This window comes from Hyalangium sp. (assembly GCF_045802625.1).
Lineage (GTDB): Bacteria > Myxococcota > Myxococcia > Myxococcales > Myxococcaceae > Hyalangium.
In genome coordinates, this window is the sequence record NZ_JBJMQP010000049.1 from 1 (window position 1) to 23192 (window position 23192).

General features: G+C 70.6%; 18 protein-coding genes. 11 read left to right on the top strand and 7 right to left on the bottom strand.

Annotated features, from left to right (window positions below; translation table 11 throughout):
* Together ACJ8AT_RS09230 and hprK are read right to left on the bottom strand one after the other, a co-directional pair.
* Window positions 1-296 (bottom strand): RNase adapter RapZ (locus ACJ8AT_RS09230; protein ID WP_407737297.1); only part of this gene is annotated, 296 nt, incomplete at its 3' end.
* Window positions 297-331: 35 nt separating this feature from the next.
* Window positions 332-1306, bottom strand: a complete 975-nt coding sequence (gene hprK / locus ACJ8AT_RS09235; RefSeq protein ID WP_407737281.1) for an HPr(Ser) kinase/phosphatase — start codon at window positions 1304-1306, stop codon at window positions 332-334.
* Between the two features lie 49 nt (window positions 1307-1355).
* Between hprK and ACJ8AT_RS09240 the strand changes: the two genes are divergently transcribed.
* The 3 genes from ACJ8AT_RS09240 (at window position 1356) to ACJ8AT_RS09250 (ending at window position 4139) form a co-directional block, all read left to right on the top strand.
* On the top strand, window positions 1356-2828 hold the full coding sequence (locus tag ACJ8AT_RS09240; RefSeq protein ID WP_407737282.1) for a hypothetical protein: 1473 nt from the start codon (window positions 1356-1358) through the stop codon (window positions 2826-2828).
* 60 nt (window positions 2829-2888) lie between these two features.
* The gene (locus ACJ8AT_RS09245) at window positions 2889-3233 is read left to right on the top strand and encodes a histidine triad nucleotide-binding protein (RefSeq protein ID WP_407737283.1); all 345 of its coding nucleotides are present in this window, start codon (window positions 2889-2891) and stop codon (window positions 3231-3233) included.
* Window positions 3234-3371: 138 nt separating this feature from the next.
* Complete coding sequence (locus ACJ8AT_RS09250; RefSeq protein WP_407737284.1) at window positions 3372-4139, top strand: YoaK family protein; 768 nt, start codon at window positions 3372-3374, stop codon at window positions 4137-4139.
* Window positions 4140-4190: 51 nt separating this feature from the next.
* Here the strand turns inward: ACJ8AT_RS09250 and ACJ8AT_RS09255 are convergent, their stop codons facing one another.
* From ACJ8AT_RS09255 to ACJ8AT_RS09275, 5 genes are all read right to left on the bottom strand, one after another.
* Entirely contained in the window at window positions 4191-6398 is a 2208-nt protein-coding gene (locus ACJ8AT_RS09255) for a spermidine synthase (RefSeq protein ID WP_407737285.1), read from the bottom strand.
* A 109-nt stretch (window positions 6399-6507) separates the two neighbouring features.
* Window positions 6508-7284, bottom strand: a complete 777-nt coding sequence (locus tag ACJ8AT_RS09260; protein WP_407737286.1) for an ABC transporter ATP-binding protein — start codon at window positions 7282-7284, stop codon at window positions 6508-6510.
* 4 nt (window positions 7285-7288) lie between these two features.
* Complete coding sequence (locus ACJ8AT_RS09265; protein WP_407737298.1) at window positions 7289-10489, bottom strand: protein kinase domain-containing protein; 3201 nt, start codon at window positions 10487-10489, stop codon at window positions 7289-7291.
* A 193-nt stretch (window positions 10490-10682) separates the two neighbouring features.
* On the bottom strand, window positions 10683-12392 hold the full coding sequence (locus ACJ8AT_RS09270) for an FHA domain-containing protein (protein WP_407737287.1): 1710 nt from the start codon (window positions 12390-12392) through the stop codon (window positions 10683-10685).
* Window positions 12393-12482: 90 nt separating this feature from the next.
* On the bottom strand, window positions 12483-14690 hold the full coding sequence (locus ACJ8AT_RS09275) for an SIR2 family protein (RefSeq protein WP_407737288.1): 2208 nt from the start codon (window positions 14688-14690) through the stop codon (window positions 12483-12485).
* Window positions 14691-14803: 113 nt separating this feature from the next.
* Here ACJ8AT_RS09275 and ACJ8AT_RS09280 point away from each other — a divergent pair, with 113 nt between their 5' ends.
* The 8 genes from ACJ8AT_RS09280 to ACJ8AT_RS09315 all read left to right on the top strand — a co-directional run.
* A complete protein-coding gene (locus ACJ8AT_RS09280) occupies window positions 14804-15319 on the top strand; it encodes a TonB family protein (RefSeq protein ID WP_407737289.1) in 516 nt (171 codons plus the stop codon).
* A gap of 250 nt (window positions 15320-15569) precedes the next feature.
* Window positions 15570-16034: a chemotaxis protein CheW gene (locus ACJ8AT_RS09285; protein ID WP_407737290.1), complete on the top strand. Its 465-nt coding sequence runs from the start codon at window positions 15570-15572 to the stop codon at window positions 16032-16034.
* Window positions 15998-17461 (top strand): CheR family methyltransferase, encoded by a 1464-nt coding sequence (locus tag ACJ8AT_RS09290; protein WP_407737291.1) that lies wholly within the window; start codon window positions 15998-16000, stop codon window positions 17459-17461. Before ACJ8AT_RS09285 ends, ACJ8AT_RS09290 begins: the two co-directional genes overlap by 37 nt.
* Window positions 17458-17991 (top strand): chemotaxis protein CheW, encoded by a 534-nt coding sequence (locus tag ACJ8AT_RS09295; RefSeq protein ID WP_407737292.1) that lies wholly within the window; start codon window positions 17458-17460, stop codon window positions 17989-17991. The genes ACJ8AT_RS09290 and ACJ8AT_RS09295 overlap by 4 nt, the downstream gene beginning before the upstream one ends.
* A 3-nt stretch (window positions 17992-17994) precedes the next feature.
* Window positions 17995-19476 (top strand): methyl-accepting chemotaxis protein, encoded by a 1482-nt coding sequence (locus tag ACJ8AT_RS09300; RefSeq protein WP_407737293.1) that lies wholly within the window; start codon window positions 17995-17997, stop codon window positions 19474-19476.
* Entirely contained in the window at window positions 19473-21545 is a 2073-nt protein-coding gene (locus ACJ8AT_RS09305; protein WP_407737294.1) for a response regulator, read from the top strand. Before ACJ8AT_RS09300 ends, ACJ8AT_RS09305 begins: the two co-directional genes overlap by 4 nt.
* 2 nt (window positions 21546-21547) lie before the next feature.
* The gene (locus ACJ8AT_RS09310) at window positions 21548-22201 is read left to right on the top strand and encodes a CheB methylesterase domain-containing protein (RefSeq protein WP_407737295.1); all 654 of its coding nucleotides are present in this window, start codon (window positions 21548-21550) and stop codon (window positions 22199-22201) included.
* A partial coding sequence (locus ACJ8AT_RS09315; RefSeq protein ID WP_407737296.1) for a response regulator occupies window positions 22198-23192 on the top strand: 995 nt, incomplete at its 3' end. The genes ACJ8AT_RS09310 and ACJ8AT_RS09315, both read left to right, overlap by 4 nt.

Consider the following 23192-nt stretch of genomic DNA (forward strand, 5'->3'; position numbering starts at 1 on the left):
GCCAGCGGGTGGCGGCGGCGCGTCTCGCTGAAGCGGCGGATGAGGCTTTCGTCGCTGGAGTCCAGGAAGAGGACCTCCACCTGGTGCCCGGCGCGGCGCACCTCGTCCAGCACCCGAGGGGCCTCCTTGAGGAAGATGCCCTCGCGCACATCCACCACGAGCGCCATCCGCTCGATCTGGCCGCTGCCGGCCAGCTCCGTCAGCTTGGGCAGCAGCAGCACCGGCAGGTTGTCGATGCAGAAGAAGCCAGCATCCTCCAGCGCTCGGATGGCAGTGGACTTACCCGAGCCGGACATGCCGGTGATGATGACGATGTGCTTTGCGGGGGCGCTCACTCGACCTCTTCTCCCAACGTACGACGCATCGCGCCGTCAGCGATAGCACGGTTGAGCCGCTCGGCGAACTCCCTCGCCGAGTGGTGCCCCTGCAGCTTGAGCAGGTGATTGCGCGCCGCCACCTCGATGATGGTGGCCATGTTGCGGCCCGGGCGCACCGGCACCACCGACAGCGGCACGTTCACCCCGATGATGTCCAGGAACCGGTCCTCCACGCCCAACCGATCGTACTCCTGGATCGGGTCCCACTCCTGCAGCTCGATGACGTGCTCGATCTTCTTCTGCTCGCGCACCGCCGAGACCCCGAACAGATCCTTGATGTTGATGATGCCCAGGCCGCGGATCTCCATGTGGTGCTTGATGACCGGGTTGCCCGCGCCATAGACGGCGCCCGGCTTGCGGCGCGCCACGTCGACGATGTCGTCGGCCACCAGCCGGTGCCCGCGCATCACCAGATCCAGGGCGATCTCGCTCTTGCCGATGCCGCTCTTGCCCAGCAGCAGGATGCCCACGCCGAACACGTCCATCAGCACGCCGTGCAGGCTGCTGGTCTCGGTGAGCGCCTCCTCCAGGAAGCCCTGCACCTGCTGGATGAAGGTGCTGGACAGCAGCGGCGTCTTCATCAGCGCCAGCCCGGAGGCCTCGCACGCCTCCACCAGCACCTTGGGCGGCTCCAGCTCCTTGGTCACCACCACGCAGGCCAGATCCTCGCGGAACAGCCGCGCGAGCGCCTCGCGCTGCTGCTCCTCCGGGAGCGTCAGCAGGTAGGAGACCTCGGTGTTGCCGAACACCTGGACCCGGTGGGGGTGCAGGTGCTCGGTGAAGCCGGCGAGCGCCAGGCCCGGCTTCTGGATGCGCGGAGAGTTGAGGATCCGGTTCAACCCCCGCTCACCGGCCACCAGGGTGAGCTTCAGGTCGTAGTCGCGGTCCTCGAGAAGCGCGGAGATGCGAATGGAGCGGGTTGTGCTCATCGTCAGGAACTGGATATCACCCGGCGGACCATTTGAGAGCCTGCTCGACGTGCCGCCTGCCCCTCCGCCCCCTGAAACCCCCTCCTTCGAGCCGTACCTGGCCCGAGGCCTGCTGCTCGTGGCGCTCGCCCTGGGGGCCATACTCCGGGTGCGGCTGGCGCTGACGGATGACGGGCTGTACTGGCCGGATGAGATCTACCAGAGCCTGGAGCCAGCGCACCGGCTTGTCTTCGGCTACGGGCTGGTTGCCTGGGAGTTCATCGACGGAGCACGCAACTGGGCCCTCCCCGGGCTGGTCGCGGGGCTGATGGAGGTGGCCCGGGCGCTGGGGCTGAACACGCCCGGCGGCTACCTGGGGCTCGTCAAAGGCTGCTTCGCCGTGCTGGGCACCGCCACCGCGTGGGGCAGCTACCGCCTGGCGCGGACCTATGGGGCTGTTCCGCTCGCCGCCGCCGCGGGGGCCTGCCTGCTGGCCCTGGGCTCCGTGCCCCTCTACTTCGCGCCTCGGGCCATGAGCGAGAACGCCTCGGCGCTACCGGTGGTGCTGGGACTGTCCATCGCGCTGGCCCCGGGTGCATCACGGCGGGCGCTGGGAGTGGGGGCCTCGCTGCTGGGGCTGGCGGTGATGCTGCGCCTGCAGACGGGCATCTTCTGCGTGGGGCTGCTGGCCATCCTCGCGGCACGGCGGCAGTGGAAGGAGGCGCGGTTCGCGTTGGGCGTGCTCGCCGGCTGGGCCGTCCTCTTCGGGCTGCTGGATCGGCTCACCTGGGGGGAGTGGTTCCACTCGGCCCGCGTGTACCTGGAGTTCAACGTCATCCGTCAGGGAGGCAGCGGCTGGGGCACCGCTCCCCCCAGCTACTACACCCGCGTGCTGCTCAAGAGCATGATGGGCGTCTCGCTCGTGGCCACGGGGTTGAGCCTGCTCGCGCTGCGGCGGGCCTGGAGCCTCGCGGCGCTCGTCGTCGCGTTCTACGTCCTCCACGCCGCCCAGCCGCACAAGGAGCTGCGCTTCCTCATCCCGATGTTCCCCCTGTTCGCCGCGCTCGCGGGCGTGGGGCTGGACGTCGTGCTGCGCGACTGGAGCACGGAGCGCGTGCGCGCCCTGATGGCCCTGAGCGTGGCGGCGGTGGGCCTGGGGTCCGCTGGGCTCGCCAGCCAGCTCACCTTTGGAGAGCTGGGCCAGTACGAGAGCACGCGGCCCCAGGTGAGCGCCTATGACGACTCGGGCCCCATCAACCGGCTGCTGGAGGTGGCGGGCCAGCGCGAGGACATGTGCGGGCTGAAGATCGAGGCCCCGGCGCACCTGGCCTGGACGGGAGGCTACAGCTACTTCCACCGGCGCGTGCCCCTGTACTGGTACCAGGGGCCGGATCGGGGCTCGGGCCTGTTCAACTACGTCATCACCCTGCCCCAGTTCCGCTTTGGAGGCGAGGAGGTGGCGCAGGACAATGGCTTCGTCCTGCTGCGGCTGTCGCGCCCCGGCTGCACGCCGGACCCGGCCTACAGCTGGCGATTGCCGTGAGCCAACGCTTCCCGCCTGGAGGCCGTTCCCAGCCGCGCCGGGGGTTGCTAAGCCCTAGCCATGTCCAACTGCCTCTTCTGCAAGATTCGAGACGGTCAGATCCCCTCGAAGATCGTCTACCGCGACGACGTGTGCCTGGCCTTCGAGGACATCAACCCGCAGGCGCCCACGCACGTGCTCTTCATCCCGCTCAAGCACATCGCCACGGTGAATGACATCACCATGGAGGACCGGGAGACGGTGGGGCACCTCTACACGGCGGCGGCGAAGCTGGCCAAGGAGCGCGGCCACGCCGAGAAGGGCTACCGCCTGGTGATGAACTGCAACGCGGAAGCTGGCCAGACGGTGTTCCACATCCACCTGCACCTCGTCGCGGGCCGCCCCATGGGCTGGCCGCCGGGCTAGGCCGAGCACAGCGCCGGGGTTCCCCCGAGGAGGCACCGGAGCCGCTGGTTCCCTGCCTGCTCCTTGGAGACGGCCTAGAGGGAACTGAAGGCGCGCGGAGCCGGTGTTAGCATCCAGTCCGGCGCGAGCCCCCGTTCCATGCCCTTCTCTCCCGAAACACCTCCCGCGAGCCGCCGCGCGTACTCCCTGCTGGCCCTGTTGCTGGCCAGCGTGGCGGGCTCCGTCAATGCCATCAGCTTCTTCTCGCTGGGCACGCACACGTCCCACATGACGGGCAACCTGGCGAACGTGGGCGAGTACCTCGCCAACGGGAAGTGGACCATGGCCCTCACCGCCGCCCAGCTCGTGCTGTCCTTCCTGCTGGGGGCGATGACGGCCACCGTGTTGATCGACGTGTCCCGGCGGCGGCAGCGGGGACGGCACGCCATGGCGCTGCTGGTGGAGGTGCTGACGCTCGCGGCCGTGGGCATCTGGTCCACGAAGCACCCGGCGGCGAAGGAGCCCACCATGCTCTGGGGCCTGTGCTTCGCCATGGGCATCCAGAACGCGCTCGTCACGCGCGTCTCCGGCGCGGTGGTGCGCACCACGCACATGACGGGAGTCGTCACCGATATCGGCATTCAGTTGGTGAAGATGATGACCTGGGTGCGAGATGGCGCGCGGGGCCATGGAGTCGGCGGGCTGGTGTGGATGCTCCGCAAGCTGCCCACCGCCGAGCAGTTCGCGCGCACCCGGCTGCACCTGGGGCTCGCCACGTCCTTCCTCCTTGGGTGCACCGTGGGGCCGCTGCTGCTCTTCAAGTTCGGCCCCGCCGCCATGGCCATGCCGTGCGGCGTCCTGGTGCTGCTGGTGCTGCTCGACGTGAGCCCGGCCGGCGCCTACGTGCCGATGACTCCGGGCACCTGAGCCCGCTCGGCGCCGCGGCTCGGTCAGCCCTGGACCTGCGAGAGCCCTCGGTCAGGGAGCCGCCGGCTGGGCCACCGGTTCCGAGTGCGGCGGCTGGGTGATCGTCCGCGTCTGTACCAGCGGGTGCGAGCGCCGCAGCACGGGCAGCACGCTGCTGAGATCATCCGTCCAGGTGATCTTCGTGGGCTCGGTCATCTCCAGGCGATGCACGGTCGCCGTCGCCTGCGTGAAGGTGCGGCCCCAGGAGAACTCCTCGTCCGGGCTGAGGATCATCCACTGGCTGCGCAGGGCATCGCCCTTCGTCTCGTTGATGACGAGCGTGGCGTGCATCCCGAAGGCTCGCGCGTGCGCCAGCGCGATGGGCACCAGATCCAAGTGCACGTTGCTGATGTGCAGCGCCAGCACCCCATGGGGCGCCAGGTGCTTGCGGTACACGGCCACCGACTCCTCGGTGAGCAGGTGCATCGGAATCGAGTCCGAGCTGAACACGTCCAGCGCCAGCACATCGAAGTGCTGCGCCTCGCCCCGCTCCAGCTCGCGCTCCAGCGAGATGCGCGCGTCCCCCTCCACCACCTCCACCTTCGCCGCCGTGTCCTTCAGGAAGCTGAAGTAGCCGCCCTCGCCCTGGGCCAGGGAGATGACCTTGGGGTTGATCTCGTAGAAGCGCACCGTGTCGCCCGCCTGGGTGAGCGCCGCGCTCGTCCCCACGCCCAGCCCCAGCACGCCGATGCGCAGCCCAGGCGCCAGCCCCACGGCCTCGCGCACGCGCCGGAGCTCGGAGATGGTCACCCCCAGGCCACTGTCCGGAGTGAAGTACGCCGTGGCCTGCCTCCGGCGCTCGGGCGAGATGAACTGCACGCCATGCGTGATGGCGCCGTGCTTGAGCGAGTACTGGTGCCGATACGCATTGCCCTGGTCGCTCTCCAGCACCTGCACCACGCCGAAGAAGTTACGCGCCGTCAGCCGCAGCTCGCTCCGGCTGTCCAGCACGGCCACCACCAGCCCGCCCACCACGCCAGCCAGCAGGAACACGCGCAGGTTCCGCCCCAGCCGCGCCACGGGCCGCTCCTCCTTGGGACGAGGCAGCAGCACCACCAGCGCCACCAGACAGCACGCCGCCAGCGCCAGCGGGTACTCCGCGAACGTGTCGAACACGCGCGGCGCCACGATGCCAACGATGATTCCGCCCAGCACTCCGCCCACCGACACCCAGAGATAGAAGGCGCTCAGGTGGCGAGGCGCTGGCCGCAGCCGGTACAGCTCGCCGTGGCACACCATGCAGCCCGCCAGCAGCGCGCCTCCATGCGCCAGGAGCTGCAGCGGCAGCGGGAAGTGTGGCCCCTCGAAGATGGAGCGGATGACGCCCACCACCGCGGCGATGAGCAGCAGGGAGAACAGCATGCGCGAGTACAGCGCCTCCCGCTCGAAGGCGATGATGAAGGTGAGCAGGTAGAGCGCCAGCGGCAGCACCCACAGGAATGGACCGGCCGCCACGTCCTGCGAGAGCTGGTTCGTCGTGGCCAGCAGCAGCACCGACGCGCACCCGCTCAGCCCCAGCCACGCCAGCGTGCGCCCCAGCCCCGGCCGAGCGCTCTCCTCCGAGGGACTCGCTTGCCCGGGGCTCGCTGCCTCCGCGGGCGCCGGCACCGCGTCCCGGTTCCACAAATCCCTCGCGCACACGGCACAGCCCGCGACGAAGAGCACGAAGCCCGCCGCCCACCCCCACCCCTGCAAGCTGCGCGGCACATAGGGCTCGACCAGGAAGGGGTAGCCCAGCAGCGCCAGCAGCGAGCCCACGTTCGACAGCGCGTAGAGCCGATACGGCGAGGCGCCCGGCCGAGCCCGGGCGAACCAGCTCTGCAGCAGCGGCGCCGTGGTGGACAGCACGAAGAACGGCAGGCCAATCGTCACCGCCAGCATCGCCAGCAGCCGGCCCGTGAGCCCGTCCACGCCGGTTGGCCGCCACTCGGGCCCGGGCGCCACCGGCGAGCCCACCAGGAGCGCGCGAGCCGCGAGCACCGCCACCGTGAGCCCCAGCAAGCCCAGGTGCAGCTTCACCTGCGAGCGCACGGGCAGGCGCGTGGCGACAGCGTGCGCGTAGGCGTAGCCAGCCAGCAGCGCCGCCTGGAAGAAGAGCATGCAGGCCGTCCACACCGCGGGCGTGCCACCGAACCAGGGCAGCGCGAACTTCCCCACCAGCGGTTGGACTCCGAAGAGCAGAAAGGCGCTGGCGAAGAGCGTGAGGGCGTACCGACGCATGAGGCGCGTAGGCTACACCGCCAGAGCGGGTCTGGCCCCATCCTGGGAGCACGGCACCCGCCCGCCTGCCGAGAGGAGCGAGGGAGCGAGCGCCAGGAGCTCGTGAGGCTCAACGCGCTCGGGGAGCGAAGAGCCGCGCGCCAGAGGGCGCCTGGGCCATCTCCATGGGCAGCCCGTAGAGCGCCTCGAGCCGCTCGCGCTCCAGCACCGCCTCCACCGGCCCCTGGGCCAGCACCTGCCCGTCGCGCAGCAGCAGCGCGTGGGTGGCGAAGGCCGCGGCGAGGTTCACATCGTGCAGCACCGCCACCGCGCCCAGGCCCGCGCCCACTCGCGCCCTCACCCGAGCCAGCGCCCCCACCTGGTGCGCCACATCGAGGAAGGCCGTGGGCTCGTCCAACAGCAGCAGCGCGGGCTCCTGCACCAGCCCCCGGGCCAGCAGCAGCATCCGACGCTCGCCGCCGGACAGGGCCTCACCGGGCCGCTCCGCCAGGTGCGCCACGCCCAGCTCCTCCATCACCGAGCGCGCCAGCGCCCCATCCCGCTCGGAGGTGAGGCCCCACAGCCCCAGGTGTGGACTGCGCCCCATCAGCACCAGCTCGAGTCCGCTGAAGCCCTCGGCCGGCTCGAAGGTCTGCGGCACCCACGCCACGCTCCGGGCAAGCTCGCGAGCCTCCCACCGCGCACGCTCCCGCCCCAGCAGCCGCACCGCTCCGCGCGTCCAGGGCAACACGCCCAGCACCGCGCGCAGCAACGTGCTCTTGCCCGTGCCATTCGGCCCCAGCACCGCCCACAGCTCCCCGGCCCGCACCGAGACGTCCACCCCTCGAAGCACGGGCGAAGCGCCGTAGCCTCCCTGAAGGCCCTGGGTCTCGAGCAGCGGCACCATGGGGCTAGGGAGAGCGCTGCTGGAAGTCCTTCTTCAGCTTCTTCACCTGGCCGTGAAGTTCCTTGTTGTACTCGTCCCCCACGGCCTGCATCTGCTGCTTCAGATCGTTGTAGCGGCTGCAGAAGATGGCGATGCGGGAGGCCTCGCATGCCTGCTCCTGGGTGAACCTCCCGTAGAGCTCGCGCGTCTGCTTCCAGTCCCTCTGGAGCTCCGTGAGCTCCTTGCTGGCCCGCGCGTTCTTCTTGGCGCTCTTGGAAGAAGTCGACTTCTTGGTCGTGGACGAAGGCGGCGTGGGCAGGGGGACGAACAATCCATCATCCGTGGGCGCCTCGGGCTTGGCCCCCGGCGCCTTCTCGGGCGTGGAGGGAGCCGCGGCCGTGGCGGCTCCAGCGGGAGTCGTGGCTGCCTCGGCGGGAGGCGTAGCCCCGGGAGGAGCCACGGCCGCCGGAGCGGGACGAGGGGCTCCGGGCGGTCCGCTCGGAACAGGCACCGGGCGGATGGGCACGGGCGGCGGCGGCTTGTTGACCTCGCCCTGCCCGAAGTTCATCAGGTGCTTGAGCTGAGGGAGCGTCTTGTAGACCGCGCCTCCGGCGACTCCCAGCAACAGCAGGCTCACCAGCGCCCAGGGCCACGAACGCTTCCGAGCCGGTGCGGCCGGCGCGGGCGCCGCGGCCGACGCGGGCACCGCGGCACGACGGGCCTCCTCCTTCGGCGCGCGACGAGGGGACTCTCCTGGCCGGGCGGGGAGCGGCGTCTTCCGGGTCTCCTCGCGCGGATCCCGAGGCGCCTCCCCTCCGTCCTCGATGTCGATGAGCAGAGGCAGGGAGTCGTCCCCCGCGGAGCTCTCGGGCGCGGCGTCCTCGGACTCGGACGGGCGAGCGGAGGATTTTCCAGGGCCGGCGGGAGCTCGCGCCACGGACGGCATGCCGTTGGCCGCCGCTCGCGTGCGCCGCCCAGGCTTGCCCCGCGCCGGGGGCGACTCCTCCAGCACGCCGCTGACGATGATCTGCTCCTCTTCCTCCTGCGCTCCTCGGAGGGAGGGATCCTCCAGCACGACGCGCGGCTGCGTGTCCTCCGGAGGCTTGCCCGAGGCCACCGCATAGCCCGGATGCGTGTCATCCAGCCCCCGGCGGCTCATATCCTTCATATCCGTGGGAGCGACCATGTCCTCCGCGGAGAGCTGCAACAGGGGCTCGGTGCCGCGGGGCGACGCGCCACCCGGCTCGGGCTGCGCGGCGCGGGCCGGGGTGCCACGCAAAGCCCCCGAGGGCTCGGCGGTGGAATGGGGAGGCAGCGTCTCGTCCGGGACTGGAGGCAGGGAGGCCTCACGCAACGCCGGCATTGGCTCCGGAGGAGTCATCAGCACAGGCGACGCGGAGGCCGAGGGCTCGGAAGGGAAGACGACGGGGCTCTGGATCGTCGGAGCCTGGGAGCGGGCCACCTCCGGACTGCGCGGCTCCTGCGCGTGCATGCTGGCGGGAGGCGGAGGCGGGGGCGCCATCGGGGCGCGCGGCGGCTCCGAGGTGCGGAGCGCTTGCGCACCTGCGGGCGGGGGCGGCGGCACGGCCATGCGCGGCATCTCCCCAGGCCTGGGAGGCGCGCTGCCCGGAGGCGGCGGGGGCATGGGGGGCCTGGGAGGCAACCCGCTACCCGGAGGCGGCGGGGGCATGGCCGCACGCGCTGGCTCCGGGGGCCTGGGAGGCAACCCGCTACCCGGAGGCGGCGGCGGAATGGCCGCACGCGCGGGCTCCAAGGGCTTGGGAGCCGGAGCGCTGCCCGGAGGCGGCGGAGGCACGGTGGCCCGAGGGGCCTCCAGAGTCCTAGCGGTACCGGGGCTCGGCGCCGGAGCACCGGCTCCTGGCGGAATGGCCGCCGCGGGCACATACGGAATCTGCAGCTCCACCGTGGGCGCGCTCGAACGCGAGGGCGGGGGCGGCGCCGCGGCCGCGGGCAGGCCCGAGAGCCGCTCGCGGGGGTCGGTGGGGAACTCCACCGTCACCGTGTCCGTCGTGGGCGACGAGGAAGGCATCGCGGGCCGCACCCGGGCGCGAGCGGCCGCATCCAGCGCCTCGAAGGAAGCGGGGCGGGAATCGCTCACCGTCACCCCCGGCCGGGTCTCCTCCTCGTGCACCGAGGCGCCTTGCCGGCTGCGAGGCGTCGGCTGGAAGGAGAGCGGCGACGAGGGCGGCTCCAGCTTGACGGTCTTCGGAGGCAGGGTCGCGGGCGGGCTCGGAGGCGGGATGCGCGCGCCCGGGTCCGTGTCCAGCTCGGAGCGCGGGGGCAGCTCGCCCATCCGCTGCACCTCCTTGAGCTGCGCCAGCAGCTTGCGCTCGCTCTGGAACTCCGCGGAGAACAAGTCCCGCATGAAGCGGCTGACGCTCTCCGGGCCGGCGCTCGGATCAATCTCCATCAGCACGGACATCAGCTTGCCGCGGAACTCCTCGGCCGTCTGGAAGCGCTGGGAGGGCTCCACCGCCAGCGCCCTCATGACGAGCTGCGCCACCGACGGCGGCGTGAAGGGCTCCACCTCGCTCAGCGGGTTGATGCGCGGGTTGGCCACCGCGGACATCAGCTCGCCCGAGTGCACGCTGTCGAAGGGGTTCTTGCCGGAGATCAGCTCGTAGAGGCACAGGCCCACCGCGTACAAGTCACTGCGGCGATCCACCTGCTGGTGCTTGGCCTGCTCCGGCGACATGTAGAGGAACTTGCCCAGGATGATGCTCGGGTTGGTCTTCGCCGCCGACAGCCGGCTCTTGGCCAACCCGAAGTCGATCACCTTCACCTCCCCCTCGTAGGAGATGAGGATGTTCTGCGGCGAGATGTCCCGGTGGACGAGGTTGATCTCCTTCTCGTCGTCATCCTTCTTGCGGTGCGCGTACGCCAGCGCGTCCAGCACGCGCCCCATCACGAAGAGCACGAAGGTGATGGGCAGCGGCATCGCCCGGTCCCGCACGCGGCCCGCCACCTTGCGCAGATCCTTGCCGTCCACGTACTCGAGGGCCATGAACGCCTCGCCCTCGTGCAGCCCCATGTCCAGCACCTGGGCGATGGAGCCGTGGTGCAGCTTCACCAGCGTGCGCGCCTCGCCCACGAAGCGCTCGACGAACTCGGTGTCCTCGGCCAGCTGCGGCAGGATCTTCTTGATGACGCACAGCTTCTCGAAGCCCTGCACTCCCTCCAGCCGCGCCAGGTAGATCTCCCCCATGCCCCCCGTCGCCAGGTGGGACAGCAGGGTGTACCGGCCGAACGGCTGCGGCCGGAAGGGGCGCAGCCGAGCTGTGGAGGAAGACGTGTTCATGCGGTGAGAGGAGCCACCATCGGCGCATTCAATCCTGTTTCGGGGTCGCCTCTCAACCGGTCAACCGGACGCGAAGCATCCGGCCAGCCGGGCCCCTGCCCTATTTAGGCCCATCCAAGCCGGGGTTGGTGAGCTGGGGCACGTCCTCCTCGAGCACCTCGAAGGCCGCCACCTTGTCCTTGGGAGGCCGCACCAGCCGCTCTCCCAGGGGCAGCACGTCGAACCGGGCCCCGATGGAGGCCAGGGTCTTTCCGGTAATGAGGACCTGTCCCGGTGAGCCGGTAGACGCCAGCCACCCGGCCACGGGGACGCCTTCGCCCACGGCGCTCAAGTCCAGCCGCGAGTCCGGGCCGATCATCCCCACCAGCCCCTTGGTGGTGTGGATGGCGATGCGCAGCTCGCACCGCTCGTCCGCGGGGCGGCGCGCCATGGCCCGCTGCCAGTCCGAGCGCAGCGCCAGCCCCGCCCGCACCGCCCGGACGGGATCATCCGGCTTGCCGGTGGGGTAGCCGAAGAGGGCCCGCACGGACTCGCCCAGGAAGGCCTCCACCGTGCCCTCGAAGCTGAAGAGCAGCCCGCTCATCTTCGCGTGGAAGTCGTTGAGGACGGCGGAGGCTCGCACCGGGCCGACCCGGGCGCTCAGCGCCCCGAAGCCCACCATCTCCGCGTGGAGCACGGTGAGGGGCCGCTCCTCGAGCGCGGGCAGCCGGCCTCCGCTGCGCAGGGCCTCGGCGGCGCGGCGCTCGGCCACGTCCGGCGGGTGGAAGCGCTCCAGCAGGCGGCGCAGGCTGGCGTTGGGCCCGCCCCCGTCCTTTGGAGGGTGGGCCGAGAAGCGCTGCACTCCGCTGGCCACCAGGTGGGCCACGGCGGTGCAGGCGTCGAGCATCACCTCCAGGGTGGTCTCCACCTCGGCGGGAGTGTTGACGTAGAGCACGCCGACGAAGGGCGGCTCGCGGCCGATGGGGATGCACAGCACCCGGTCCACGCCATACATGATGACGCTCTCGCGGCCGGCGAAACGCCGGTCATCGTGCACGTCTCCCACGGCCAGCGCGCGGCCCTGGCGCAGGGCCTCCTCGACGATGGCGTCCGAGACGGGCACCTCGCCCTTGGCCAGCTTGCCCCGGTGGCGCACGGAGGCGGGCACCAGCGCGCCGCTGGAGTGGCGCAGCAGCACCACGGCGGTGGTGGCCTCGGTGCGCTCGAGGACGCGGTCCATGGCGGCCTCGAGGAAGGCCGTGAGCGTGTCGGAGGTGGCCAGGGCCTCGGCGGTGCGGAAGAGCAGGACGAGCGTCTCGTTGGAGACGCGCGGGCTGGCCGTGCCCGGGGCGATGGGCGAGGCCCCGCCTGGGGCGTTCTCGAACGAGACGGGCGCGAAGTTGTCGAGCGCGCGCAGCACGTCCAGGTCCTTCACGTTCTTGGCGAGGATGACGGCGGGCGACACGTCCTCGCCGTGGCCGAAGCGGCGCACACCTCCGGCGCCCAGGTCCACCATCTCGGTGGCGGCGCTCTCCACGGTGTGGGGCTGGCGGATGGAGAGGGTGTTCTCGCCCAGGGCGACAGTGTCGCCGGGGGCCAGATCCTTGCTGCCTTGGAGGGGCTGGCCGTTGACGCGGCTGCCGTTGCGGCTGCCCAGGTCCTCGATGCGCAGCGCGTCACCATCCACGAGCAGGCGCGCGTGCTTGCGGGAGACGAGATCGCCTCCGAGCACGATGTCATTCTCATCGGCGCGGCCGAGGCTGGTCACTCCTTCGGGGAGATCGTACGGGGTGTCGAAGTAGCCCGGGCCATTGATGATGATCTGCCACATCGGTCCCCCGAGATTACACGACCGTCCGGGTTTGCCGAGCAGTTCTCAAAGAGGTGCCGGACGATTTCACTGCGAGGTCGAGCCGCCGCATCAGGAGTTTCGCGCCGCGTCATCCTCTGTATCCTCGCGCTTCGAGTCCCAAAGTTGCAGGTCCCCGTCTCCGCTGAGCACGTACTGGAGGGCGGTGGGATCATCCGGGAACTGCTTGCGGGTCTCCTTGCGGGCCTGGAGCACGGCCGCTGCGGCGGGGAAGCCCATGGCGAGCGCGCGATGCAGTTCGACCATGAACGCCGTGCCAGCCCGGGCGCCCGGTATATCGAAGGTGCCGACGAACGCGCCCACACCCATCTCGGTGGCCAGATCCATGAACCCCTCCCGCTCTTCGAAGAAATGGCTAGGGGCGAGAGCGAAAGCCGAGGAGGGAGCGTTCATCACCAGGAAGGGCAGACGGCCTTTGCTCAGAACTGACCGCAAAGCCTCCGCCGAAAGGCCCATCCCGTCCGGGAGTCTCAGGGTGGGTTCGCCGTCCATCTGGCCCACGTCGCCCGTGTAGTGGAGGAGATCCGGCAGTTCGGCGTCCAGTTCCGCCATGATGCGAGCGAAGGTCGCGTCCCCGCCCTGGAGCACCGTGCAGGAGAAGAAGCCCTGCACTCCTCGATACTGCTGCACAAGGCGCTCAAGCTCACGAGGTCCATCGCCTTGGGCACTGCCCCCTCCTTCGATGAAAAGGATGCGAGGGACCAGACGCGTCTGGGGAGTGCCTCGGGCTTTGGTCGAGACACCCACGGGAGCGCGGACCAGTGGGCGTTGGAGACACAAGGGCTGGCCCTGGATCGGAAGAAGCTCCCAGGCGAATGGCAGCAGAGTATTCACGCTCAACACGAGCGGCTCTTGCGCCGAGGGGCCACGCTCCGCCAGGGCATCCAAGACCTTCTGCGGGCAATGCTTTTCGAGGAGTTGGGTGAGCCTTGCATAGGCCGTGGAAGGCAACTGCGCCCTCTTGCCCCTCTCACTGGCTTGCGGCGGGGGCATCGCCACGTTGAAGGCAAAAGAGTCCACACTCCCTTCGGCCACCACTTCACCCTGGCGAAGCAGCTGGAATCGAAGCTGCCTGCCAAGACCCGCCTTTATGGCAAGCACGGTCGGCTCCGTGGGCGTGGACTGCGGCACCGGGGGCTTCGGTTGCGGCGACGGAGGATGCACAGGCCCCGCTGCGGCCGGGGCACTTTGGGCAGGCGGGGCGCTTCCCGGAGCCACAGCCATCTTCGTTGCGGTGGGAGCCGGAGCGTCCTCGGCATCCGCGGAGAACGACAGCGCCTCGAGGACTCCGCTCAGGAACCCAGTGGCCGGAGCCCGCTGCGGAGGGCCGGACACGTTATGCGAGCGGACCGCCGGAGCTGACGCGGCCGGTGCCGGCGCGGGGATACCCATCTTCACGCCCCCGGCCTGCGGCGCGGGCACGGCGAGCACCGCCGCCTTCAAGGCCTCCAGGAACTGGAGCACCTCCGCGTGCTGCTTGCTCTGGTTCTCGTAGGAGATGATCCGGATGCGTGCCGTGCGCCAGAGCACGTCCTGCTCCACCGGTCCCACTCCCGTCATCAGCGCGTAGCGCTCGGGGACGAAGCCCTTGAAGTGGGTGAGCTGCCGGTCCATCAGCAGCCGGAAGTCCGGATCCGACAGCGAGTAGCCCACGAAGAACAGCGCCTTGGTGAGCAGCAACCCGGTGAAGGCCTCGTTGAACGCGGGGTTGGCGTGGATGATCTCGCTGTAGTCCCGCGAGGTGAGCACCACCGTCTCGGGCCGATCGATGTCCCCGTGCGCCTTGAGGATGAACTCCCCGCCGTCGAAGAGCAGCCGGCCCAGCGCCTCCGTGTCCATGTGGGTCAGCGTCTTCGGGAAGCCCCCCTTCCTGTGCGAGTACGCCCGCTCCAGCAGCTTGTCGTAGTTGGTCGTCACCCACGCGCTGAACGGCAGGTGCATCAGCACGTCATGCGCCGCGGGCACCTGGGCCTGATCTCCCCGGACCTGATCCGTGAGGAACTGGTGGTAGGCCGCGCCCAGCTTGTCCTTGCAGAACTCCGCCACCTCCAGCAGCTTGCCGTACTCCACCAGGTTGCGGAGCTCCTCCTGGTGGCTCTCGCCCTCCGGCAGCGAGCCGACCAGCTCGTCGATTCCCTTGAGCAGCAGCCCCTTCCACGTCGGCAGCCCGGCCCCGGCCGACAGGCCCGCGCCCACGAACACCACGCACCGCTTCTGCTGGATGTAGCGAACGAGCAGCCCGGGCAGCTTCGGAGTCATAGGGCCCAACGATCGACCACGAGGCCGCCCCTTGCCAATCGCCAAGAATGCAGCGCCCGCTTCAGCCCTCTCGACGGCTCGGGGAGCGGGCGCGTGTGGTAGCTTCCGGCGCCATGCTCCACACCGCAGTGACCGCGCTCCTGGCCTTGTCCCTGAGCAGCACCCCCTTCGTGCCCACGGGCTCGCCGACCAAGAACAAGCCGCCTCCGCCCGTCGAGCACCCCAAGCCGCCTCCGCCGCCGCAGGACAAGCCGCCCGAGCACGATCGGCCGGACCACGACCGGCCTCACCCTGATCACTCGGACCGCGGCCCCTACTACCACCAGAATGGCTCGGAGTACCGAGAGGATCCCGCGCTTGAGATCATCCGGCGCAACATGCCCCAGGTCGATGGCTGCTTCGGGCGGATTCACCTGCAAGCGCCGTCCCTCCAAGGCACCGTCACCGTGGAGTGGGACATCGACATCGACGGCCGGGTCCAGCGCGCGCAGGTCGTGGGGAACACCACCGGGGATACCGAGCTCGGTAACTGCATCCTCCTGGCCGTGAAGGGCTGGCAGTTCCGCAACGGGGACGTCACCTACCCCGGCCACATGAGCCACGCGTTCCAGCTCCAGGCCTCCCCGTAGCAGATGCCGCTCGTGGTGCCGTCTCGGGCAGAAAGTTCCTGCCTCGGCACGCGCGGAGGTGGCCACGCACGGGGCTGGTGGAGATTTCCCGTGTGGGGAATTCCCTCATGGGACTCAAGTCCATGAGGGAATTCGCCACACCTGCATGTCGGTTTCCGAACGCTCGTCTGCTTGTCACAGAAATCGACGAGCGCGGGTATTGTTCCCGCACTAACAGTAGGAACTGTCGGGATTGCCCTCGGGGGCAGTGATGCCAGTCGATGTAGAGGGACGATTTCTCATCGTCCGTGCCCAGCACTGGACGTGTGCACTACCCCTCTCGGAGGTGGCGGAGACGATGCGCCCGCTGCCCATCGCTCCCGTGGCCGGCCTGCCTCCCTTCGTGCGCGGGGTGTCCGTGATTCGCGGCGAGCCCACTCCGGTGCTCAGCCTGGCGGCCCTTCTCGGAGGCACGAGCTCGCACACGGCCGGGCGCTTCGTCCTGCTGCGCGTGCCCGAGCGCCGGGCGGCCCTCGAGGTGGAGGAGATCCTCGGCCTGCGCGCACTCGGGGCGGCGGAGCTTGGGGCGGTTCCCCCGCTGCTGCAGGGCGCCGCGGGAGGCCAGCTGGAGGTGCTGGGGACGCTGGATGGGAAGCTGCTCGGAGCGCTGAGCACGGCTCGGCTGCTGCCGGAGGCACTGTGGGCCTCGCTGGCCAGGCGCGGGGCGGCGGCGTGATGGAGCCCAAGGAGGGACTCGACCGCTTCGCCGCGTTCGTCGAGAGACGCCTGGGTCTGGTGCCGGCCTCCGCCTCGAAGGAGGAGCTGGCCGCGCTCCTGGAGGAGCTGGCGCCGCGGCGTCAGTGGGAGGACTACCTGGAGAAGCTCGAGTCCGCTCCCGCGGGCGACGCCGCGCTGCGCTCCCTGGCCGAGCGCCTCACCGTGGGAGAGACGTACTTCTTCCGCCACCAGGCCCAGCTCGAGGCGCTGGTGGAGGAGGTGCTGCCGCACGTGCAGCGCGAGGGCCGCTCCGCGCGTGTGCTCAGCGCCGGGTGCTCCACCGGAGAGGAGGCGTACTCCCTGGCCATGCTCGCGCGGGAGAGCGCCCGGGTGGAGCCCTCGCGGCTGTTCATTAAGGGCGTGGACCTCAACCCGCGCGCCATCGAGCGGGCCCGCTGGGCGCACTACTCTCCCTGGGCCCTGCGGGTCACCCCCGAGCCTCTGCGCGAGCGCTGGTTCCATGCGCTGCCCGGGAGCGAGTTCGCGCTGCGGCCGGAGGTGAGCGACTCGGTGCACTTCGAGGAGCGCAACCTGCTCGACGAGGACTCGGGCTTCTGGGCGCCGAACTCCTTCGACGTCGTCCTGTTCCGCAACGTCCTCATCTACTTCTCGCCCGAGGCGGCCCGGCGCGCCATCGCCCGCATCGAGCAGGCGCTCACGCCCGGCGGCTTCCTGTTCCTCGGTCCGTCCGAGACCCTGCGCGGGCTCTCCGACGCCTTCGAGGTGGTGCAGGCGGGCGAGGCGTTCTACTTCCAGCGGGGACGTGGCGCCTCCTCCACCGCGCGGCTCCGGATCGTCACCCCGCCTCCCATACCGGCCGCTCCCACGGCGGCCCCCGCGGCGAAAGCCGTTCCCCCGAAGCCGGCGGAGCCCCTCCACAAGCTGGAGGGAGCGGGTCGGGCCTGGAGGCTCCTCGAGGAGGAGCGCTATGCCGAGGCCCGGTCCTTGCTGGAGACCTTGCCCGAGCACGAGCGGGAGCATTCCCTCTCGCGATTGCTGCAGGCCGCGCTCCACCTCCAGGCGGGGCTCTTCCGCGAGGCGGAGCGGCTGGGCAAGGCGCTCGCGGAGTCGGGAGCGCAGGGAGCCGCGGCCCACTACCTGCTGGGGCTCTGCCGCGAACAGGCCGGAGACACGGCCAGCGCCCGCGCCTTCTACGAGCGCGCCGTCCACCTGGAGCCCACCTTCGCGCTCGGCCACCTGCGCCTGGGAATGCTGGCGCGACGCGAGGGGGCTCCCACCCACGCGCGTGTGGCGCTGCGGCTGGCGCTCACGCTGCTCGCCCATGAGCAGCCCGTCCACCTCATGCTCTTCGGCGGAGGCTTTGGCCGCCATGGCTTGATGCAGGTCTGCCAGCGCGAGCTGTGGGCCTGCTCGGAGGTCGCATGAAGCAGCGGGAAGAGCTCGCCCAGCGGCTCGCCGAGCTGAAGGCGGAGTTCGACGCCTCCTTCACGCGCCCCGCGGCCCGGGCGGAGGCGCGGTGGGAGGTGCTGCTGCGGCTGCGCGTGGGAGGCTCGCCGCTGGCGGTGCCCCTGGAGCGGCTCGCCGGCCTCCACGCCCTGCCCCGAGTGGTGGCCCTGCCGGGCAGCCCTCCGGGACTGCTGGGCGTGGCGGGGCTGCGCGGACAACTGGTGGCGGTGCATGACCTGGCCGCGCGCCTGGGGCTGCCCTCGGACGAGCGCCCGCGCTGGCTGCTGCTGTCGGGAGGCGAGCGCCGGGTGGGCCTGGCCGTCGGAGGCTTCGAGGGCCAGCTGCGCGTGCCGCCGGAGCAGTTCCAGCCGCACGCGGACGCCGCGCCGCGGCCCTATTTGAACACCACCGTGTTGCGGCCGGGTGAGGCGCCGCTGCCGGTGCTCGATGTGGCCTCTCTGGTGAAGGACCTGCTGGACGGAGCCCAGGCTCCGCTGAACGCGAGGTAGTACATGAGTCGTAGGAAGTTGACGGTGGGACAGCAGATCGCCGGTGGCTACGCCGCGGTGATCGCGATCATCGTGCTGCTCTCCGTCGTGGGGCTGAGGGCCAACCGCCGTTTCATGAGCTCCACGGACGAGGTGGCCCACACCTACAAGATCATCGCCGGGCTGGACTCGCTCCCCATGATCATGAGGAGCGCGGAGATGGCGGTGCGCGGCTTCGTGCTCTCCGGGCAGGACTCCTACCTGGGGCTCTACCTGCAAGCCGATCCGAACGTCCACAAGGCGCTGGACGAGCTGAACGTGCTCCTGGCGGACAGCCCGGAGCAGCAGCGCCGGCTGGCTCCGCTACGGCCGGGGATCGACACCCGCCTGGAGGGGATGCGCGACGTCATCTCCGCGCGCCGAGAGCGTGGCTTCGAGGCGGCCCAGCAGCTCGTGCTCAGCGCCAAGACCCAGCAGCTCAGTGACGAGCTGCGCAACCGGACCGCCGAGATCCGCGCCATCGAGGAGCAGAAGCTCCAGGAGCTGGATCGGACCGCCAAGGAGGACGCCCGCTTCCTCAACGCGCTGTCGGAGTTCGGCGTGGGCGGCATGCTGATCATCGTCATCGCATCGAGCCTGTACATCACCCGCGGGCTGCGGCGGCAGATCGGCATGGCGGTGGAGCACGTGCAGAGCTCCTCCACCGAGCTGCAGGCGGCCGCCACGCAGCAGGCCTCGGGCGCACGCGAGCAGGCCTCGGCGACGACGGAGGTGTCCACCACGGTCCGGGAGCTGCTCTCCACGTTCCGGCAGATCGCCAGCAACGCCCAGCAGGTGTCCAAGGCCGCGGACGAGACCGTGGGCGCCACGCGCACCGGAGCGCAGACGGTGGACCGGGCCCAGGAGGCCATCGAGACGGTGCGCAAGCAGGTGGACGTCATCGTCAACCACATGCTGGACCTGGGCAAGCGCTCCCAGGAGATCGGCGGCATCCTGGACATCATCAACGAGCTGGCCGAGCAGACGAACATCCTCGCCATCAACGCCACCATCGAGAGCGCGGGGGCGGGCGAGCATGGCCGGCGCTTCGCCGTGGTGGCCGAGGAGATCCGCAAGCTGGCCGACCGCGTGGGCGTCTCCACCAAGGACGTGCGCACGCTCATCGATGAGATCCGCGCCGCGGCCAACACCACCATCATGGCCACCGAGGATGGCTCCAAGGCGGTGCAGAACAGCGCGCGGCAGTTCGCCGACGTGGCGGGCACCTTCAAGCGCATCGCCGACCTGACGAGCACCAACCTGGATGTGGCCCGGCAGATCGAGCTGAGCACCCAGCAGCAGACCTCCGCCGTGGAGCAGGTGAACGCCGCCATCCAGCAGGTGGCCGTCACGGCCAAGCAGACCGAGGTGAGCTCCTCCCAGACGCTGCAGACCTCCACCCACCTCATCAAGCTGTCGCGCCAGCTGGCCACGCTGGTGGACGCGCGCTCCTCGGGTTCGGCATGAGCACTCCCGGCGTCTTCAACCACTTCCAGATCGAGGCCCGCGAGCTGCTGGAGCAGCTCGGCCAGGGCTTCGTGTCCCTGCAGCAGGGGGCGGAAGACGCACGGGTGGTGCCGCAGCTGTTCCGCTGGGCGCACACGCTCAAGGGCGCCGCGCAGGTGGTGAAGCAAGCGCGCCTGGCGGAGATGGCGCACGCGGTGGAGGACGCGCTCGCGCCGTACCGGGACCGGGGCGAGCCCCTGCCGCGCGAGGCGGCGGGAGAGTTCCTTCAGCTGGTGGGGCAGATGCGGGCGGCGCTGGCGGAGCTGTCCTCCCCGGCTCCGCTCGTGGTGGAGGCGGCCCCCACGGGCGCCGCGCCGGAGACGGTGCGCGTGGAGCTGGCCGCGCTGGACGAGCTGCTGGACGGGGTGGCGGAGGCGGTGGTGCAGCTCGGCGGGCTGCGCCAGGCGGTGGAGGCGGTGGGGCAGGCCCGCCATGCCGCGGAGGGACTGCTGGAGCAGCTCACCGCGCCCGCGGCCTCGAGCGCCACGCCGGCCGAGCGCGCCCGGTGGCTCTCTCGCACCCTCGCGGTGGCCGAGGGGCTGAACACCGCGCTCTCCCAGGCGGGCCGTTGGCTGGATGGAGGGCTGGGCAAGGCGGAGAGTGAGCTCGTCCAGTTGCGAGACGCCAGCCACGCGCTGCGCCTGGTGCCGGCCGCTTCCCTCTCCGCCCCGCTGGGGCTGGCGGCGCACGAGGCCGCAGCCTCGCTGGGCAAGCGCGTCTCCTTGGAGCTGGAAGGCGGAGACGTGCGGCTGGACGGGCACGTGCTGGCGGATGTGCGCCAGGCGCTGCTGCACGTGGTGCGCAACGCCGTGGACCATGGGCTCGAGGCCCCCGACGAGCGAATCGCGCTGGGCAAGCCGGAGCTCGGCCAGCTCTCGCTGCGCGTGGAGCGGCGGGGCGCCCGGGTGCGCTTCACCTGCGAGGATGATGGGCACGGCGTGAACCTGGAGCGCGTGCGCGGCGCCGCCGTGGAGCAGGGGCTCGTCACGCCGGAGGAGGCCGAGGCGCTCGAGGATCAGGCGCTGCTCGAGCTGCTCTTCCGCGCGGGGTTCAGCACCGCGCCCACCGTGACGGACATGTCCGGCCGCGGCGTGGGGCTGGACGTGCTGCGAGACACCGCGCGCAAGCTCAAGGGCGAGGCGAGCGTCACCAGCCAGGCCGGCCAAGGCACCCGCATCACCCTGGAGGTGCCCGTCTCGCTCACCTCCCAGGAGGTGCTGGAGGCCGAGGCCGCCGGCCAGCGGGTGCTGCTGCCCCTGCACGCGCTGACCGCCTCGGTGCGCCTGCCAGGCGAGGCCCTCACCTGGATCGGACCTCGCGCCACCTTCTCCCACGAGGGCCGGGCCATCCCCTTCCTCCCTCTAACGGCGGCGCTCGGCCAGCCCGAGGCGGCGCGGGGGCGCCCCTGGTCCGCGGTGCTGCTCGGAAAGGGCGCCGAGCAGGTGGCGGTTGGCATGGACCGGCTGCACGGCATCCGCCGCGTGGTGGTCAAGCCGCTGCCTACCTCCGTCCCCGTGCTTCCGCTGGTGACGGGCGCCAGCTTCGACGCCCAGGGCGAGCCCTTGCTCGTGCTGGATGTGACGGGGCTGGCACACCAGGTGCGCCAAGGTGCGGTCACCACCGCCGAGCCCCGTGTCGCGCAACGCAGACGCATCCTCGTCATCGATGATTCCGTCACCACGCGGATGCTCGAGCAGAGCATCCTCGAGTCCGCTGGCTACGCGGTGGAGCTGGCCGCCTCAGGGGAGGAAGGCCTGGATCGCGCTTTGAGGAGCAATTACTCCCTCATCATCGTCGACGTGGAGATGCCGGGGATGAGCGGCTTGGAGCTCACCCGGATATTGCGCGCCACGCCCTCCCTGGCCACGCTGCCCATCATCATGGTGTCATCCATGGCGGCCGAGGAAGCTCGGCGCAGGGGAAGAGAAGCAGGCATCTCGGCGTACATCGTCAAAGGCGAGTTTGATCAGCAGGGCTTCCTCGACACGGTGGCGCGACTGTCCGGCGGGCCGGCGGAGCGGAGGAACTGACGATGACCGCAGAGCTCCACCCGCGAAGCCCGCGTCAAGCCGATCCCCTGGTGACCCAGCAGCTGCCCGCGCGAGTGGTGGTCATCGGCGCCTCCACGGGAGGGCCTGGGGCCGTGAGGGAGATCCTTGAGAGCCTGCCGTCGGACTTCCCCCTGCCCATCCTCCTGGTGCTCCACCTGTCCGAGCAGTTCGAGGACTCCATGGTGGAGTGGCTGGGAAAGCATTCCCCCTTCCCGGTGCGCCACGCGGCCGATGGGGAACATTTGCCGCCCATGGGCCGTCCCCTGCTGGTCATGGCACGAGCCAACCGTCACTTGAGGTTGAGGCAGGGCCGGCTGTGGCTGACGGACGAGCCGGAGCGGTACTCCTGCCGTCCGTCGGTGGATGTGCTCTTCGAGTCCGTGGCGCAGGAGTTGGGAGCCCGCGCCATTGGCTGCCTGCTGACGGGGATGGGGCGGGATGGGGCGAAGGGACTGCAAGCGCTCCGGCAGGCGGGCGCGAGCACGCTGGCGCAAGACGAGGCCAGCTCCGTGGTGTTCGGAATGCCGCGCGAGGCCATTCGGCTGGGCGCGGCGCAATACGTGGTTGGGTTGAGGGACGTGCCCGGGTGGCTGTCGGCGCTCGCGCAGCGTGGCCTCAAGGGAGGACCCATATGAAGCCCAAAGTGCTCATCGTCGATGACAGTGCGACCGTGCGAGCTGACTTGCGGGGGGTGCTCAGCGCGGCGGGGTTCTCGACGCTCGTCTGTGGAGGCGTGGGAGGAGCTCGCAAGGCCCTCTCCGAGGAGAAGTTCGATCTGCTCATCCTCGACGTCATCCTGCAGGACGGGGACGGGGTGGATCTGCTCATTCAACTGCGCGGCGAGGAGCGCACGGCCCATCTGCCAGTAATCCTGCTGTCCACGGAGGACGCGGTGCAGTCGCGGCTGCGAGGGCTGGCGCAGGGCGCCGACGACTACGTGGGCAAGCCGTACGACGCGGCCTACGTGGTGAAGCGGGCCCGGGAGCTGACCCAGGCGCCCCTGAGGCAGGCGGACGCCGAGCCGAAGCTGGTGGCCGCCGCGCGCCGCCGCCGGGTGCTGGTGGTGGATGACAGCCCCACCTTCCTGCACGCCGTGGTGGAGGAGCTGCGCAAGGACGGGCATGACCTGATTGCCGCGGCGACCGCCGAGGAGGCGCTCCCGCTGCTGAAGGCCCAGGCGATGGACTGCATCCTGATGGACCTGGTGCTGCCGGGGATGGACGGGATCGCCGCCGCGCGCCTGATCCGCGCCGATCCGAAGATGGCCACCGTGCCGCTGCTGATGTTCACCGCGCGCTTCGAGAGCCAGAAGATGGCGGAGGCGCTCTCGGCGGGGGTGGATGCGTTCTGCCCCAAGGCGAGCGATCTGGCGCTGCTGCGCGCCCAGGTGCGCAACCTGCTGCGGCGGCGGAACACGGATCCGGAGCTGCCCGCGGCGGCCGCGTCGCGCTCGCCCGCCAGGCCCGAGCGTGAGACGGCCTCGCTGTTTGATCAGGTGGTGGCGCGGAGCGGCCTGTCGGCCGTGATTGCCTCCACCACCGTGGCGCGGGCGTGCCACCGGGCCAGCGTGGATCCGGAGATCCTGGACGCGGACAAGCTCACCCGGTCGCTGCCCTTCATCCGGGA